The organism is Verrucomicrobium sp. BvORR106 (assembly GCF_000739655.1).
Lineage (GTDB): Bacteria > Verrucomicrobiota > Verrucomicrobiia > Verrucomicrobiales > Verrucomicrobiaceae > Verrucomicrobium.
Window position 1 is genome coordinate 57,894 of sequence record NZ_BATR01000085.1, and the last position, 16,190, is coordinate 74,083.

Genomic DNA, 16,190 nt, shown 5'->3' on the forward strand with positions numbered 1-16,190 from the left:
GTGCTGTTTGTCATGATCCACGCTTTGCGGTTGGTGGGGTATCAGGAGAAGTGTCCTGTCTGTCAGGAGGATCTTTCGGCGTTGCCCAACGAAGGACGCCTTCGGATGCCCGAGCTATCTCGTGCCATTCACGAGTGCCCTTATTGTGGAGCGGATTTTTCGTATCGGGAGGATGGAGATGGCGCCCGCGGCGGTCCGAACTCGCGCGAAACCTGAACGGAGTCGGCCGGACGCCGGTACCACACACCGGCTGGAAGCCGGTGTCACTTGGGTTCGCAGCAGCCGATTGCATCTCGACGCCATCCTGGGTGTTTGGGCAGTAGGACCGGAACTCCGAAGCGAGTTCTACAGACCGTGGCGACAGCCCTGATCTGCCGCCCCATCTGGCAGCAAGGTGCGAGTGGAGATCCGTTGGTTGAAACCCTCCTCCACCCGGCCCAAGACACAGGTCCAATGGTGAATCGAATATTCAACCGTCATCGCGAACTGAACGCTTGGCGAGTGAGGGGTTGGGCACTCCGCTTTGTTCTGTCATTCTTTTGCGGGTTTGAGGAGTCTTTCAGCCAGTGAATCAAGGCCAGATCCAAGCACTGTCCGACTCGCGGTCAGATGTGGCTGGATCTCGGACTGCTCCCACCTCTGCTCAACATACCGGGGATCCTTGATGGAGAGCGCATGGGTCCAGAAGCGAGGAATCACAATCTTGCCTGCGTGGTCAGTTCGTTCATGCTGGTCGCCGTCGCGCGTATGAATGATCATGGCAGCGAAGGGGAGACTGTGGCCGTCCTTCGCCACCAGGGTCACCTCTCGATTCATCACTCTGGGGGTTGCCCAAAATCCGCCGATCAGACCCAGAACGACGACCAGGATGACGATGCCTCCAGCGGCTGATCCTTTCGTCGCCCCATCTCGTTTCTTGCGTTGGATCCGCCCCAGGCTGAATCCGGTCACAAACAATCCCACCACCGCTTCGATCCCGGCGGCAATCAAGTTGAGAAGTGGGACGAAAGTAGCCGCGATGCCATCGACGAGCATCCCGAAGATCGATCCCAATAGCGCGATGATGGCGTCGAGTATCATTTTTGGGGATGGCTTGTCCAAATTAAGTCGAGCGCCGAGGTGGGGTCAAGAGTCGAATCGGCAGGCGGCGGGAATCGTACGGGCCTCTCCGGCATGGTGCCCCGGAGGTGGTGGCTGCCACCCAATTCGCCCCTGACCGCGTTTTTACAAACGCAGCTACAAGCTACAAGCTCCCATCCGCGCCGCTCCACCTCAGTCGAGGTCAAGTCCCGGAGGGACTCCGGATGGTAGCCGGTGGTGCCAACCACCGGACTTAGTGTCCCCAACGTTCTTGCGTCCCGGAGGGACGCCGGAAGGAGTGTGCGAAGAGATGTCTTTCCGCCCAGCCGCTACTGAACCGGCGGTACGCCGATACCACGCACCGGCTGGAAGCCGATGTCACTTTGGCCCCAAACTCGCATGGATCAAAGATCCTCCCGATCTCCCAGGGAACTGGACCTGATGCAAAATAGCGAGTCATTCGCCCGCTTCGTTCTGCCACACCCCCTTCCGCGATGGTGGATCACGGTGCGGGATCCTCACCTCTGATGCCTAGTCGTTCCTCGAGCTTCCGTTCCCACTCCTGATTCTCGCGGAGCATCTCGCTGTAGGATGCCTCATCGTGGATCACCCACTCGCCACCATACAGCCCGTGCATCCAACTCAAGTACGGGTAAAAACTATCGCTCCAGTCCTTATTGCCGTGAAGCGCAAAGAATCCGGGATCCTCTGTGAACTTCACCAAATGAACTCTCTCGGGTGGCGGTACGAGGCAGTCCCTGTTGGTACAAGAGTTGGGGCCGATGATCTCTGCGACAACCCGGGGCACGCGGTGGGCATGCTCCTCCAGCAGCTCAAAGAAGCGGTCAAAGGCATCCTCTTCAGATTTGGTGGTGGTGACAATCATGTTGCACCAGCCTGTCGTCGACTCTTGAAAGTGCGTGCGATAGGCAACCCAATCGTGGAAGTCAGGTGGAATCCTGAGCCCAAGGCGATCGTCCTCAATCTGATGAAGACCGCAGGCCATTTGATAGCCATTGAGGAATTGGTAGAGTGCCGTCAGTGACTTCACGCCCAGGTACATCCCGGGCCGCCATTTAATGGCATCGATCACTGTGGTGGCTTCGCTCATCGTGTTTGTTTCAGAGAACTTCAAGTGGGGCGGTTGGGAGTGGCACCCGGTTGGCACTTCGCTACGGCTCATACGCCGTCTCGTCTTCACCGACCAATTCCGCCCGCAGAAGCCGGGCCAGCGCTTGCGCGGCAGCCCACACTGGGTGGGACTCGCCTGACAGTGCCTCGGGGTCACTCTCAAAAGTGACGACGCCAAGATCCGGTTCTGGTCGTTGGTGCCAGTAAAAGGCGCGTCTCCAACAGCCTTCATCAGGGAGATACACTTCGGCGTCTTCCACGCGATCCGGCAGGTCGTGGAACTGCTGCCCGGGCCCGCCGGCGGGATTTACCCAATAACCCATCCAGTCCCCCGAGTCGTGTTGCGCTGCTGGAGCCAACCGCACTCCCGGCACCGCCGCGACCGCGGCCCGCCACTCTGCCAAGGTCAGGTGGGAGCGTGCGCCATCGCGCTCAAAGTAGCAGGCATGGATCATAGTGCAAATTCACCTGCCAGCTTGTCTAAAGTTCGGAGCTTCTCCTCTTCGGTCCCAACCGATCCGCGGGCTTCATCCGTCATCGGGTTTAACTCGGTGGCATTCAACCTGCTGGCCAGTTCACGTGCCGGGTTTTGGCCTTCCCGGTGACAACGGTGTCGGACTTGCTCGATGATTGCTCGACGGAGGCTGGCAGTGTCACGCACAGGAAGCTGGATATCGATCATGGCAGCCTCCAGTTGGCGTTCGAAGGCATCCCGAAGCCAGACCACCTCCCAATCAGGCCACGCACTGGCCACGCGCTCTTCAGCGGCGGTAGTGGGACGGGCAGACCAGAATTCGAGCTTCTTCTCGTCGGCGTCTACGTGCACACCGAAAGTGGGCATCTCGCCTGTCCAGGTGAGCGCCGGTGTCATCTCGAACTCGAAGATTCTATGCAATTGGGAACTTCCCATCTGCAGCGCCTCCTCGTCTCCGCACATCCGACTCACCAGGGTGATGCCATTCCGCCGGACGGTGATGAGCGCGTTGTTGTCATCCGGGAAAGCGTCGTTCCACTCAAACCAAGCTTCAGGGGTTTTTGCCACCAGGAACATGGATGCCGGGGCGCCTACCTTCGTCCCCAGCTCCAATATGCCACCATGAGCCCACTCGATCTGCCAGTCACCCCACTGAGTTCGCATCAGTTCGAGGTGCATTCGACGAAGCGGGATATCGTACCAGAGATCCTCGCCACCAAACCAAGTCAGCGTGCGAGTGTTCGCGTCCAGTATCGCACCTCCCTCACACCAAACCTCGTCAAGCCAGCCCTCTGGCCCCACTGGCCTGAGCTGTTGAATGAAAGCCTCTGCCTTGTTTGGACCCCAGAACAACTCCACGTCGAGCCGGTTTGCGCACCAGTGGTCGTAGTAGACGCGTGCATCCGAACCTCTGATGATGATCAAGTTTGCCCGCTGTCCCATGGCTTCGCTGAAGCTGTTCGTTTAACGATTGATGTAACGTAATCCTACTGGTCGAGACGCGGGTTGCAAGCAGGGTGTTTCGCCGCCAAGAGCGTCACCCATGATAGTCCCGCGACTGCGCCCACGCGCCAGGCTGAGAGCCCAACGCGCCCAGGTGCCGATTCAACATTGTGACACCCCAAGATCCAAGGAGCGGCGGTTGTGCAAGCACAAACCGCCGCTCCTTGAGAGCACTCGCTCCGCTGTTCACCATTCGGCCTCATCCACGGGAATAAGCCGGAAGTTTGCGAGGAGAGGACGAAGCGCCTCGGTAGCCGCACCCATCTCCACGACCATCTCAATAAGATCTTCCCCCTCGTAGTGAACCATCACGATGCTGCCGTCTTCTCGAGATTCCCACGCGGAACTGCCGGCGGTGAGGTTGAGGTAGTGCCAATCGGATGCCGGGAACTGCTGCCAGAGGGCTGTTGTGAGAGCTGGACTGCTTCTGAACGCAGCCCAACCACCAACGGGTGCAAAATGCCGCCACTCTGGATCAGGTAACTTCAACTCCATATTCATGTTTGAGATTAAGCAGACGGTGGCCAAACACAGATGGCTCCCGCAGATCGAGAACGATGACCATGAAGACGTTCTTGTTGTCGGTGTCGACGAGAACGTGCTGGAAGCGTGCTGTGGCGTCGGTCCATGCATGGTTGACGCTGCCCACAGAGCTATCGTGCCCAGCAAACTGATCCGTAGGAATGGCATCGAAGTAGTCCCAAAACGGAACAGGCGGTTCAGCATCCAGCGCGACCTTCTGCATCGGGCCCGCGAAGGTCGCGCGGAATTCAGATTCGGTGAGATGCTTCATTCAATGGGCGAGGCCTGAAGTTGGAGAGTTGGATGCCATGCTCCCCATGAAGAGCAGGGCGCATGCTAGCGGCATTTCAGTTGGTTTTGCTAGTCGAAGATGGCCCCCGGATTCAATTCAGTCGGTGAGTACCAAGTGATGCCCTTCGCAGCAAGCCGGTCCTTCATGTGCCGCCACATCAGATGACAGGTTCCAAGTGGCCAGTCTCTCAGGTGCGTATCCTGTCCGGCTGCCCTGCGCTCTTCGTTCTCGAGAGCGAACTCTTCTCTCACTTCTTTCTCGATCGTCTCCCGAAGTGCTTCGATCATCTCTTTGTAGTCGGGATGATCCTCGATTGGGTCATGAAGCGTGTCCGCTCCGGGTTGCTTTTCACCTGCTTCCAAGATGCGCTCGCACAGTTCAGGACTCTCGGTCATGAGAAAGTGCTTCGATGCCATCCAGCCCATTCTTGTGGCCTTCCGGAACCGCTTCACGACGTCTGCTTTGGGTGCGGGCATGGTTTGTTGGCCAGTTTAGTGTTTCAAGCTCATCGACCCTGCCTAGCCGTTATTGGTTTGTGGTCGAAGCTGGCCCCACATGAGGGACTCGAGAAGGATACAAATAGCCTGATTCTAGCAAGCGGATCCTGCTATGGGGGGGCTCATCGTGCTTAACGGCGTTGGCGTACGAAAATCCAGGGGTCCCGGCCAGGACGACATGTCGCTTCATCTTCTTGGCCCGCTCGACGGTCATTTGGAGAAGCCAGAAGAAATGACGGGCGTGGATGTTCTCAAATTCAATGTCACTCGCTGTGATTCGCCGGTTGAAGGATGCTAGCACTTTACCGGTGTCATCCATCAGGTTATTCTCGCCGACCGAGGCAAGCTCGGGGTGCCAAATCGCAAAGGCCGAGTTGTGAAATTCACCTTCCAGCCGTTTGTGCTGCACACATCGGGGCAAAACAGAAAACGCTATAGGAAAGGGTGCCCATGCAGGTGCCATCGTGAGAGGCGCGGAAGGCAGAATGTAGCGTTTGATCAGCGGGCATCGCTTTTGCGTCTGCCTGACGGTGTCAGATTGTTCCTCCACGTTCAGGAGCCACTCAAACTCGTCAGTGAAGAAGTCCGGGCGAAGGTCGGATTCCTTTGGCACCTTTTTCAGGACTCCAAGCAGGTAGCAAAATGAGTAACCTGTTTCATTACAAAGCTCGTGGAAAGCATACATGGCGGCTATCGGACGAACATACAGGTTGTTTGCAAAAGTGCAGTACAAAACGCCCGCAGGGGCTGCGCCGGAACCGGCGGTACGCCGATACCACGCACCGGCTGGAAGCCGATGTCACTTGGATTCGGAGCTGCCGCTTGCATCTCGACGCCAACGGCGTCATACAAAAAAGCCCTGGGTCAGGCGAGGCACGAGCCGCCACCCTGGGTACACGGGCATTCGGACCAGAACTCCCTTGGAGTTCCAGCGCGTTCCCATCGATACCCGGGGTGGCGACCGCTTCGCGGTCTGATCCCGCTACTGCGGGACTGTTTTGTATCACGCCGTTGGCGTGGGGGACGCAATCGTGAACGTGGAGGTGAGCACGTAGTGTCTCCCAGTGGCAACATCCCAGCCGCCCCCAAATCTAATAAAACTCTCTCTGCTCCTTGGGCGTCAGTCCGGTGATCTTGAGCAGGTAGGTTCCCAGTCTCTTGTACGCATCAAAGTCCCGAATGTTGGGGACGCTCATGCCGTTCTTCCGGATCATTGAATTCAGATCGGGTGCGCAGATCAGGTTCAATGAAACACGTTTCCCTGCGGCCAGACGCTCGAAGAACCATTGGGAGCCGTCTCTCACCAAGGGGATGGCCTGCTTCTCTGCCTGAGTGAGGGGAGTCCAGAATACCTTTCCTCCCATCAAGCGGGACACCTCAGTCCATTCTTCGGGCTTGAGATCCCGCGTCGTGTCTTCAGCAATCGGGCCCGGTCCGTACTCGATTGGCTTCTTCATGCGCACGGCCCTCATCTTGTAGCTCGAACCCGTGCGCCAGATCCGGATGGAGATGGGATCGTGAAACGATCGCAACCAGAAGAACCGGAGCGCAAACTCCTCTGAATTGCCCTTGGCGGGAACCAATGAGGGCTCGGCCATGGCGGCCAGCCATTGGTCAGCGGATGTGTCGTATTCGCGACCTGCCGGATCTTTCGGCGGATGGTAAGTGTCATCCTCTTCAGCCTGGGCGTGGGCGATTCCCGTGACCGCCAGCAACAGCACAACAAGCGCGAACGCCAGCCATGGGAACCTTCTTGGGTGATCCTTCATCATCGTACGGGTTGGTCGTTGTTCCTGCGCAATCACTACCGTCTCGGCTCATACCGCATGGCCACCGCCCCGGGGCGGAACTCCACCCGGTCCACGAGCTTCAAGTCGATCGGCTTTGGCAAGCCTGCGAACAACGTGGGGCCGTAGCCTGCCAGTTTGGGGTGCACGATGAACTCGTATTCGTCGATGAGATCCAGCTCTGCCAAGGCCAGCGGGAGCTTCACTCCCCCCACGAGCAGGCCCTTGCCCGGCTGCTGCTTGAGCTGCTGCACCGCCTGCTCCAAATCGCCGCGCAGGAGCTCCGCGTTCCAATCGACCTGCGTCAGGGTGCTGGACACGACGTACTTCTTTGCCGAGTCGATCGTGTTGCGGAAGGATTCCATCCAGTCGGGCATCGCACCCGTCCACGCCGGTCGAAACGCGACCTCCATCATCTCATAAATCACCCGCCCAAAGAGGAGGGCGTCGGCCCGGTTGAGGTTCGCCACCGCGTGACGGTGCATTTCCTCGTCCGGCGCGACGCCGGCGTTATGATCGCAGCACCCGTCCAGGGTGATGTTGATGGTGTAGCGGAGGGGGCGCATGGAGTGTTGTGAATGAGTGTGCCAGTGAGGGGCGGGCGTCAGTGCCGCCTCTGGGCTAAGCCCTGCTCAAAGCCATGGGCTGTAGCGTCTAGTGGGCGTGTCGTGCGAATTGGTCAGTAACGTCATCGATGGATTTGGCAATGACGAATCCTGCAAACCCGATGGAGGAACTGATCTCCCAGGCACATAGCCCTTGTGACTCAAGCTTGCGCTGATAGCTGGCAGGATCGGCGTAATCCCAGTGCTGTATTCCAAACTGGTTGGCCCAGACTTGAATGCGGTCTCCAAATTCTTGGAAGACTTGTGACAACGGAGTCTCAACGATGTCGAGGATGATGGCGCCGCCGGTATGGACAAAGTGGTAAAGCTCCACGCTCTGAAACCGTATGTGAGACTCTTCGCGCGGACACGACGGATAGTCATAGAGGAGATGCAGCACGATCTCGCTCCCGGACTTGCGCACATCATAGCCGGTTAGATGGAAGTCATGGTAACGCAACGCGCTCATTCGTCTGGTGTCAGAGTATTTTGACAGAACCAGCCAAACGTATGACTGAGGGAGACCCGGCCCACGAGACGCACTGATACAGATTGCAATCGGGACATAATGGTCGCCCCGTCGCCCTTCCGGCCTCAGCCCGCAGCCCTCACACTCTTGCGGTACCCGGCCCAAGCTGAGCCATAAGCGACGCCGCCGGAAACCACGGCGGCGAAGATGATGGCCACGAGGAGGTCAGGCCGGGACATGCCTGCCAGATGGCAACCCAGGCCGGTCAGGGTCGTGCTGATGACGAACGGGAAAGTCGGGGCGATGAGGTGTTTCATAGGCGCGTAGGGGCAATTGGCCTGACGATCCCTAGGATCAACGACCGCTGAGGGAGTTGCAAGTGTGAATTTTGGAGCGGAGGACTATGGGAGCGGTTCATGCGCGAGAGTGATTCATGAAAGCTGCCGGAATAGGCTGCATGGCATTGTCAGATCCTTTTTCGTTGTCTTCATACTCTGTTCTCTCGAAATATCGACGTAGCGATGCCCCAAGCGTCTTGTCTCGGCTTCAAAATGGAACATTCGCCTTAAAGTGAAGTGGCAGCATGACGCAAAAAACTGAGCCTGCTGTCGTTCATCGGCGGATCTTCAGTGCTCCCGTCGTCAGTGCTCGCCACTCTGCAAGAAGTGAGTCCGTAGCGGAAGCATAAATGGCCGCGATGAGTGCCTGAGCACGCTCGATGCACACCGGAGCCCAATGGTCGGCAGTGGGATGCTGTGCGCGGAATGAAGCGAGGATGCTCTCGAACTCAGAAAGTGCTCGCATTGCGTGAAGTCTGGCAGCGCGGAAGTCACCAGCGGAAACGTGGCCGCAAGCGAGAGTCATGGCGGTGTGACCGTTGTGGACGAGAGCGGGAGGTTGCGCAGAACAATGAGTGGAGAAAGTGCTGAGGAATCCGGGAAGAGTCTCAGATGCTCGAAACCAATCCAAGAGGGCGGGAATGGCGGCGCGAACCTGCGTCATTGATTGTTCTAATCTCTCAGGCGTGTCGGCTCGATACCATGTGCCGCGCGAGCCGACCGGAAATCGTCCGCCATGCTCCAATCTGTAGTGAGTGTGCGGCACGCTTATCAGAAACGCACAATACTCGATCATGAACTCTCGTCGGATGCGTGACTCAACGTGGAGGAACACGACCTGAAAAATGTCTCCGACCAAGCGCCCGAACTGCTTGGTTCCATTCGGAGTAAACCCAAGCGCAATCAGATCTTGTGCGACAAGCTGGCTAAATTGTTTTGTTACGGATGGAGGAGACACGGGGTGCGTGCGGGGTCGCAATTGTATCAATAAGTATCCACCCTCCGCTGCCATTTCGCGTTGCGCAGACAGAGGTGCAATGTCCGCGATGCAGGAGTGGGTCCGGTTGAAATCTTGCGCATGGGCTCAATCTTGTCACGGGATTTTGCCAGGCTCGATTGAATGGTTGCCGAGAGCCCTGGGTTTGGTCGCTACGTGTCGTCCGTTGCCTTCTGACGATCCCCGATTCGAGCGTTTGCCCATGGAGAGTCAAGTCTGCATTGGGCGACAGACGGTTATCGGTGCCTAGAGCCGGTTGCGGTGGCGCTTGGTCAGGCGGTGTGTTTCTTGGGAACTGCATCGTCCAGCCAGTCATCTGTGTCTCGGTGTCGGGGCAAGCCTACAGCCTCGAACTCGTCGTGAGCCGTGCCTCGCGAAACGCCGAGAAGGCGCAATGCGATGTTGATGGCCTTCGCATCATGGGTGGGCGCGAGAACCTCCTCGCCGCGTGCCCAAACCACTGCGCCCTGTCCGCCGACACCACCGAAGAAATCTGCTTCGACGTATGCCGCGGGGGCTGAAGACGAGATGATGCGAAGCCAATCGCGGACGGCTGAAGTGAATCTGTAGAAATGGCCGCTCCTGCCGGAGGCACCAATCTCGTCGAGTAGCTCGTTGGTAATGGGGATGAGAGCGAGCCCGGAGTTAAGGGGGACGACGACTGCGGCAGCGAAATCGGAAGCATGAGCCTCAAGCACTGACTGAGTGCTGATAATGGCTTGGAGGACATAGCCCATGATTCAGGATGCGCGAGCGACGCCGAACGTCAAGAATTAGCGCCCGCCGAACGGCGCTTGTCTGAAGCGGTTTGCTCAGCGATGTCCGTTTTGTTGTCAGGATTCATTCGGGTCGACTTTGGACATTTTGTCCGTGATGAGTCCGATTCTGTGGGCGAAGCTTCCTTGGCAGGCGACTTCTGCAATCTGTATGAGTCGCTCAAAAGTATTCTCCATCACGGTTCTACGGCCCTCCGGGGGCTCATTTCCCGCGCTGCGATGGTAGGCAGCCCAGCGCTCCGTGAAAGGGCCAAACAAGGGGCGAATCTCCTCGGGATCAGGGGAGGAGTTGACCATGCCGCGGTCATGCATGGCAAAAAGGATCTCGCTAAGTACAAAAAGTTCGTCATGGGCATACTCGTCATACTCATGACCGTTCTCGCTCTGCAAAGTATCTATGATGCGACGAAAGTAATCGTCAGACAGATCCGCGAGCATGTCCTGTGCGGTGTCGTTCTCGGTGTTTCCGTGTCCCCAAGCTCCCATGGTGTTTGTTGGTTTGAATTGTTATCGGCGGCTGTCGGGCCGTGTTCGTTGTAGAGGTCTGGTTAGCTCCAGTCATCAAGTACTGTCGTGTTATACAAGCCCGTCCATCCGGACGCCACAACTTCGTGTCGGTCTGCCAGGCGTCTGATCTCGCCGCGCAGGTGAAAACCGCAAAAGACTGTTTGTTCGTGCTTGCGATTGAGGCCTGCGACATCGGAGACTCTTGCGATTTCGAGACATCACGCAAGGTGCACCGTCTGGATGCGAAGCATCTTTGGAGTGCGCGCGGGAACCGCCGCTTTCGAGAGGCCTGTGCGGGGCTCGAACTCCAGGAGATGAGCGGAGGCTGTTGACCAGTAGCGCAGGTGACCCAGTTCGTGGACGGTGACGATGGCGAAGTAGGCGCCGCTCCACACAGCGATCAACAGGGCGAACTCTGTAAGATCAGACATAGGTGTCGGTCTCGTCTTGCAGCTCACTCGTTTGTCCCGTACCGCTTTACTTCCTCCGAAAGCTTCTTTGCCGCCTTCTTCGCAAGTTCCACCTGCACAACTGCCGTTCCCTCATAGCCGTGGTCACTGGCTTTGCCCGCGTGTGGCCCGCTGATCTTCAGGTGCAAGGTGTGGTCCGCTTTCCAGGCGATCGGATAGATCCAGGGATTGTCCTCACTTGCAGCAATCTCGGGCATGGGGATCTGCTGAAAGCCTTTGCCGTCCCAAGCGAAAAGGTAGGTCCGGAACAACTTTGAAGATCCGGCCGAAATCGCGAGAATGCGCGAGTCCGGGCTCCATCGGAGGTGCTCAGGATAGTAATCATGAAGGTCCGTTCCGTCGATCTTCGGTGGCGAGGAGAAAAGGATCTTTCCGTCCTTGCCTTTGATTTCCAGTCGCCTCGTGTTCGCGCCTCCCACTTTGGCGACAATTACCTGGAATGCACCATCTGGAGATGCGGCGCGCACGTCTTCCGGCACGTCTCCCGCGAAGAGTGATACTGTCAGACAGAAGTAAATGAACGTGGTTTTCATACTTTGAATGAACAGTAGAGTTCAGCCTCCCCGTGTGGAAGGCAAAAGTGATGTATTGCTGAAGCGACATCGGCACCCTGCGGGTTGGCTGTAGCGCAGCATTACCCTCATTGATTCGGCGGAAAGGGTTATGGCTTCTGGAGCTTGGGGGCAAGCTTTTCGACGACCAACTCCATCAGGTGCCGTGTGGCATCGTCGTAAGGCCCCCTCACTGTGATGTTTAACACACGATCCCCAGCGAGGACTCCTTTCAGGGTGGATGAATCCACCGTCGAGTAACAATGCCCATCAATGAAGACGGCAAACTCTGTGGCCCCGCTCGCCCCGAAGGCGTGTTGGAGGCTGGCGGCAGCCTCCTTCGTGAAACGGAACGAGAAGGCCGGGAATGGGGCGCCGGCCATCTCCTTGTAAGTGATGGTCAAGCGGTCGATCCCAGAGATGGTCACGACCGGCCGCTCATGGTAGAGTCCCGTCTTCTGCTGCCCCGTCAAAGCCTGCATGAACACATAACCCCGGGTGTCGGTGGACTTTTTCGTGGCGACTGGATAGAGGGCAAACGGCGTACGATCCTCAGCATGCAAGGTCATGCCGAAGATGAGGGCGAAGAAACAGGTAACGATGCTGCGCATGGTGAGTGTCGTTGTCAGTTGGTCTAATGATAACGATAAGTATAAGCTGCCGGAGGAGCGCCAGTCGCCTGCATCTGCTCGTTCTGCACGCTGTTATCGCCTGGCTTGCTGATGGTTATCTTCCACCCGGTGGAAACTGGAGCGTCGTTGCTGACATGACGCTTCAGCTCGGCGGTGCCTCCGTCTCGAATCAATGGTCCATCGATCAACGCGGTTCCGTGCCTGGATGTGCCCGCCCATCCCAGCACCGCTGGGAGGCGAACCAGCGCCACGCCATCCGGATCGAGCTGAACTCTGACAGGATCTGGATTGCGTGGGAAATGGGGAGCTGGAACAGCGTGTGAAAATCGAAATTCATCGCCGCTTGAGACCTGAGACGTCTTGGGGTTCCATACCCTGACCTCGCGATCATAGTGCTTGTAAAGCACGCAGCTTTGAAGGCCGGCGGTGACCGCTAAAAACGCCAGTACTCTTGCAAGTCGTTTCATGGCGACAATTGATTAGAACAGCAAAGATGAGTCATGACGATGTTTGGCACAGAGCGTGCAGAAGGATGAGCGGCGATAAACATGGGCATCGGAATCGTCACCTTGTCAGGCTCTGTGCTCATTTCTGAGCTCCCAAGTGAGTTTCGACGCAAGTCGATGCGCGATATCGATTCGGTCGCATATCAACTCTATGAGGACCTTTTCTTCTTCCGGCTTGTTCTTTCCGGGTCGTCCATAGATGTCGTCCAGACTTCCCATGCCACCAAATGAGCGAAGGAAATCCTCGGCTCCGTCAATATCTCCCGATTCCAGCTTTTTAGCGTCACTGTAGAGCCGCTCCGCCCAATGCGGATTTTCGTCCTCCGCCATTAGGTAAGCGGTTTCACGCAAGATGTTCGCGAGCATTTCTGTTTGCGTCTGCATGGGGGATTTCTTCTGCCTAACAGGCGATGGATGCCAACAAAGCAAAGCTCTCGTTCGGAAATCTTCCGCCTGCCTTCAGGTACGGCCATTTTGGTTCGGTGACTGTCATCACGGCTTCTTCAGCGCGGGAACGGATGGTGCCCGACCCATCCCTGCAAGAACGGGGTGATCAGGCAAAAGATGCGCTGTCGCAGGTGGAAGATACCCTCTTCCATCGCCGCAGGCACCGCATAACTGCCGCCGTGAGCATTGTAGGCAGCGACACCTCGCTGGGCCTCATAAAACTCCAGCCAGTGCTTCTGAGCGGACTCTATGGCCTTTCGGTGCTCAGCGTCCACTGCAGAGGCTAAAGCGATCTCATAAGCGGTGTCCAGCTTCTGGCGGAGGTAGTCTCTCAGTGCGGGCAGGTGCAGCTTCGGTGCCTGCCGGGCCAGCTTCACCAGACGCGCTTCTTCGACGTCGGGAATGTCCGGAGCACCATCGGCCCCATGAGCAAGGGCCGGGACTGTGAAGAGGAGGGGGAACAGGGCTCGTCTATTCATAGGCAGAGCTTTCGAAGTTGGCAGATCAAGCAACCGCGCCATCAACTCCCGGCTCATCCCGGCCTTCGGATGTGGCGCAGAAACGGCGCGCTGCCAGTGACGCTTGGAGTGGATCTGGCGTGGGTGAGAGTCTGGCGTGCCGGTTCGTTTTGTCACGGATTTTTGCCACTGGTATGGTGATTGGCCTTTGGTTGAGATCAGGCTTCTGTCAGGGTGGGGCGACCGGACCGAGCGAGCGTAGGAAGATGCTGCCCATTTGTTCAGGGGATGGGGGCCGCTCCGACTGAACCGGCGGGACGCCGATAGCACGCACCGGCTGGAAGCCGATGTCACTACCGACCAATCCGGACCGCGTTGTTACAAACGAAGCTACGAATTGCCCTGCGCGCCCGCCCCCCCCACAACTCCAGTCCCAACACCTTGACGCACTGGGCCGAAGGCACTGGCTCCAACCCTGAGAATGCGTCGCAATGATCCGAAAATGTCCACTTTTGGTCGAATTAGCACCATTTCTTGTCCAATATTCACAAGAAAAACTATCCATTTGGGTAGATGGTGCGTTGTACGGTGCGGTGGATAATGAGGTGATTCCTTATGTTTTCCCCTTCACCGGGACTCATGCCCTGATACCATTGTCATGACCTCTGCTCCTCGCTCCCTCCGGCTCACGCCCCACCAACGCCAGACCATGGCCGCCCTGGCTGAGAAGCTGGATCCTGTGTCGGAAAGCGGCGGTACGGTCCTGACCGAGATCGAGGAGACGCTCTCCAGACGGGCCAAGGCCATCCTCATGATGGAATCCGGGCGGGATCGCGCCGAGATCTGCCGCGAGCTCAAGCTGGGTCACACCGAGCTCACCCGCGTGCGCCACCGTTTTCTGCTCCTGGGGCTCTCCGGGCTGCACGATGTCAGTTCCCTGCCGCCGTATCGCCCGCCGGTGCCTCCTGTGACCGGAGCCCCCATCTTGACGCCTCCGCGCTCCCTCACCGGGTTCGCTGCTGCAACACCGGCCCCGCTGTCCGCATCGGTGCCGGCTTCAGTCCCCGTAACTGTGCCCGCGTCCGCAACGTCATCTTCTCAAGGCCCTGCTGACCCCCCGCGGCCCTCGTCCCATCCAAGTCTCTCCCTCCACCGCCATGCCGCACCTTCGCTCCGACAAAATGAACGCCGCCAACGCGGCCGGGCGCTTCCAAGCCCTGAGGGCGCGTCTGGGCATCAGCCGCCCACAGCTTGCCCAGTGGCTGGGCGTCACGCGGCAGTACATCACCAAGATCGAGGGCGGCATGCCCCCCTCCAAGCCCGTGATGCTGCTGGTGGAGCGGCTTGAGCAGGAGGCCCGCCAGAACTCCGACATCAATGGCAAACCCCGCGATGTCGAGCCAGTGTCCCGCGGCTTCGCCCTGGCCGGAGCCGCATTGGAAAATCTCTCCCGCGCGCAACCGGGCGTCCGTCCGAATCACGGAACGGTGCACCCTGCTTCTGCCCCCCAGTCCCAGTCGGCGGCCCCGACTCCCACCTCACGCGCCAACGGCGTGCAGCTGGAGGCACCCGTCTTTGCTGCCCGGTCCGTGCCGCTCCTGGCCATGCATGAGGCTGCCGACCTTCCCTCACCGGATCATGCTGCCCACCATGGGAGTCAGCACCTCGCCTTTGTGGTGGAGGATGAGCAGGCCTTCGCCGTCCGCATCACCGGAGAGGCCATGGCCCCGCATTACCCCGAGGGCAGCATCGCCATCGTCTGTCCCGGCCTCGCCAGTCGCAACGGCGACCTCGTCCTCGCCCGTCTCAAAGACGAGCGCGGCGGCGGCACCATGCTCCGCCTCGTCCACTTCATCCAGGACGGCGAAAGCCTCGTCCTCACCAGCACCCATGCGGCGTACCCGCCGCTCACGGTGCAGAAGGATGATTTGCTCTGGCTCGCTCCGGTGACCGTGAGTTTGCGGCATTTGAGATAAGGGGGGCGGTTCGGTAAGGGGTGAGTGGTTAGAGGTAAGTGGTGGACTGAGCCGGCCTGTTTGGTGTTTTGAGTTCGAGGTAACTTGGGTGTGCTGGGTTTCTGCGACTGATTCCGCCTAAAGGCGGTACTCCAACCACGGCGCGAACCTGCACCTGGGACTTGGAGACCTTGCTGCCCTGGTCACGTGTGTGTCACCCAGCACGTCCTCACCAGCAGCTGTTCGTAGTACAAACTTCAGTTTGCTCAGGACACCTTACCCCTGATCGACTGAGGCAAACTAAAGTTTGTACTACAAACAGCTTCCAAAGCCCGCCCACCACTTACCTCTAACCATTCACCTCTTACCGAGCTCACCACTTACCCCTGAACCAACCCCAGCTCATACGCCCGCGCCACGGCCTCGGCACGATCCGCCACGCCAAGCTTCCCGAACACGGCCTTGAGGTGGCTCTTGATGGTGTGCTCGCTCACGCCCAGGATCTTGCCTAGATCGGAATTCGACATGCCGCGGCCCAGGTGCCGCAGCACCTCCAGCTCCCGCGCGCTCAGGGCATTCAGCGCCTCACCCTGCACGGGGGCTTGCGAGGCAAAGCTGGTGCCGCCCTCCGCCACGGTGCGGATCACGGCCACGAGGGACTGGCGGTCGGTGGTTTTGGAAACATACCCGGAG

Annotated in this window: 23 protein-coding genes; 1 reads left to right on the top strand and 22 read right to left on the bottom strand. The window is 58.4% G+C overall.

Features of this window, described 5'->3' with window-relative positions:
* Nucleotides 1-531 precede the first annotated feature (531 nt).
* The 21 genes from BV106_RS13075 to BV106_RS13175 form a co-directional block, all read right to left on the bottom strand.
* The gene (locus BV106_RS13075; protein WP_038165276.1) at nt 532-1,080 is read right to left on the bottom strand and encodes a hypothetical protein; all 549 of its coding nucleotides are present in this window, start codon (nt 1,078-1,080) and stop codon (nt 532-534) included.
* A 502-nt stretch (nt 1,081-1,582) separates the two neighbouring features.
* Nucleotides 1,583-2,191 (bottom strand): hypothetical protein, encoded by a 609-nt coding sequence (locus BV106_RS13080; RefSeq protein WP_038165277.1) that lies wholly within the window; start codon nt 2,189-2,191, stop codon nt 1,583-1,585.
* Nucleotides 2,192-2,252: 61 nt separating this feature from the next.
* Nucleotides 2,253-2,666, bottom strand: a complete 414-nt coding sequence (locus BV106_RS13085) for a hypothetical protein (RefSeq protein ID WP_038165278.1) — start codon at nt 2,664-2,666, stop codon at nt 2,253-2,255.
* Nucleotides 2,663-3,262, bottom strand: coding sequence for a hypothetical protein (locus tag BV106_RS38455; protein WP_265595642.1), 600 nt, complete (start codon nt 3,260-3,262; stop codon nt 2,663-2,665). The genes BV106_RS13085 and BV106_RS38455 overlap by 4 nt, the downstream gene beginning before the upstream one ends.
* 612 nt (nt 3,263-3,874) lie before the next feature.
* Nucleotides 3,875-4,189 (bottom strand): hypothetical protein, encoded by a 315-nt coding sequence (locus BV106_RS13095; protein ID WP_265595643.1) that lies wholly within the window; start codon nt 4,187-4,189, stop codon nt 3,875-3,877.
* The gene (locus BV106_RS13100) at nt 4,164-4,481 is read right to left on the bottom strand and encodes a hypothetical protein (protein ID WP_038165281.1); all 318 of its coding nucleotides are present in this window, start codon (nt 4,479-4,481) and stop codon (nt 4,164-4,166) included. Before BV106_RS13100 ends, BV106_RS13095 begins: the two co-directional genes overlap by 26 nt.
* Nucleotides 4,482-4,570: 89 nt before the next feature.
* Complete coding sequence (locus tag BV106_RS13105; protein ID WP_038165282.1) at nt 4,571-4,978, bottom strand: hypothetical protein; 408 nt, start codon at nt 4,976-4,978, stop codon at nt 4,571-4,573.
* 49 nt (nt 4,979-5,027) lie between these two features.
* On the bottom strand, nt 5,028-5,684 hold the full coding sequence (locus BV106_RS13110) for a hypothetical protein (protein ID WP_038165288.1): 657 nt from the start codon (nt 5,682-5,684) through the stop codon (nt 5,028-5,030).
* A 406-nt stretch (nt 5,685-6,090) separates the two neighbouring features.
* Nucleotides 6,091-6,771: a hypothetical protein gene (locus BV106_RS13115; RefSeq protein ID WP_038165290.1), complete on the bottom strand. Its 681-nt coding sequence runs from the start codon at nt 6,769-6,771 to the stop codon at nt 6,091-6,093.
* A gap of 32 nt (nt 6,772-6,803) precedes the next feature.
* Nucleotides 6,804-7,352 (bottom strand): dihydrofolate reductase family protein, encoded by a 549-nt coding sequence (locus tag BV106_RS13120; RefSeq protein WP_038165292.1) that lies wholly within the window; start codon nt 7,350-7,352, stop codon nt 6,804-6,806.
* An 88-nt stretch (nt 7,353-7,440) separates the two neighbouring features.
* Nucleotides 7,441-7,860, bottom strand: coding sequence for a hypothetical protein (locus BV106_RS13125; RefSeq protein ID WP_038165294.1), 420 nt, complete (start codon nt 7,858-7,860; stop codon nt 7,441-7,443).
* 125 nt (nt 7,861-7,985) lie between these two features.
* Nucleotides 7,986-8,177, bottom strand: a complete 192-nt coding sequence (locus BV106_RS13130) for a hypothetical protein (RefSeq protein ID WP_038165296.1) — start codon at nt 8,175-8,177, stop codon at nt 7,986-7,988.
* A 295-nt stretch (nt 8,178-8,472) separates the two neighbouring features.
* Nucleotides 8,473-9,156 carry a hypothetical protein gene (locus BV106_RS13135; protein WP_265595644.1) on the bottom strand — a complete coding sequence of 228 codons (684 nt, stop codon included), beginning with the start codon at nt 9,154-9,156 and terminating at the stop codon, nt 8,473-8,475.
* A gap of 311 nt (nt 9,157-9,467) precedes the next feature.
* Nucleotides 9,468-9,932, bottom strand: a complete 465-nt coding sequence (locus BV106_RS13140) for a hypothetical protein (protein ID WP_038165299.1) — start codon at nt 9,930-9,932, stop codon at nt 9,468-9,470.
* 96 nt (nt 9,933-10,028) lie between these two features.
* Nucleotides 10,029-10,457 carry a DUF4259 domain-containing protein gene (locus BV106_RS13145; RefSeq protein ID WP_038165301.1) on the bottom strand — a complete coding sequence of 143 codons (429 nt, stop codon included), beginning with the start codon at nt 10,455-10,457 and terminating at the stop codon, nt 10,029-10,031.
* Between the two features lie 239 nt (nt 10,458-10,696).
* Entirely contained in the window at nt 10,697-10,909 is a 213-nt protein-coding gene (locus tag BV106_RS13150; protein ID WP_038165303.1) for a hypothetical protein, read from the bottom strand.
* A gap of 23 nt (nt 10,910-10,932) precedes the next feature.
* Nucleotides 10,933-11,481 (bottom strand): hypothetical protein, encoded by a 549-nt coding sequence (locus tag BV106_RS13155; RefSeq protein WP_038165305.1) that lies wholly within the window; start codon nt 11,479-11,481, stop codon nt 10,933-10,935.
* A gap of 128 nt (nt 11,482-11,609) precedes the next feature.
* Entirely contained in the window at nt 11,610-12,110 is a 501-nt protein-coding gene (locus BV106_RS13160) for a hypothetical protein (protein ID WP_038165307.1), read from the bottom strand.
* 23 nt (nt 12,111-12,133) lie between these two features.
* Nucleotides 12,134-12,598 (bottom strand): hypothetical protein, encoded by a 465-nt coding sequence (locus BV106_RS38460; RefSeq protein ID WP_265595645.1) that lies wholly within the window; start codon nt 12,596-12,598, stop codon nt 12,134-12,136.
* Nucleotides 12,599-12,703: 105 nt separating this feature from the next.
* A complete protein-coding gene (locus BV106_RS13170) occupies nt 12,704-13,021 on the bottom strand; it encodes a hypothetical protein (RefSeq protein WP_038165310.1) in 318 nt (105 codons plus the stop codon).
* A 119-nt stretch (nt 13,022-13,140) separates the two neighbouring features.
* Nucleotides 13,141-13,563 carry a lysozyme inhibitor LprI family protein gene (locus BV106_RS13175; protein WP_038165311.1) on the bottom strand — a complete coding sequence of 141 codons (423 nt, stop codon included), beginning with the start codon at nt 13,561-13,563 and terminating at the stop codon, nt 13,141-13,143.
* 1,136 nt (nt 13,564-14,699) lie between these two features.
* Between BV106_RS13175 and BV106_RS13185 the strand changes: the two genes are divergently transcribed.
* Nucleotides 14,700-15,518 carry a S24 family peptidase gene (locus tag BV106_RS13185; RefSeq protein ID WP_038165313.1) on the top strand — a complete coding sequence of 273 codons (819 nt, stop codon included), beginning with the start codon at nt 14,700-14,702 and terminating at the stop codon, nt 15,516-15,518.
* Between the two features lie 359 nt (nt 15,519-15,877).
* Here BV106_RS13185 and BV106_RS13190 read toward each other — a convergent pair.
* On the bottom strand, nt 15,878-16,190 hold a 313-nt coding region (locus BV106_RS13190; protein ID WP_038165314.1), incomplete at its 5' end, for a response regulator transcription factor.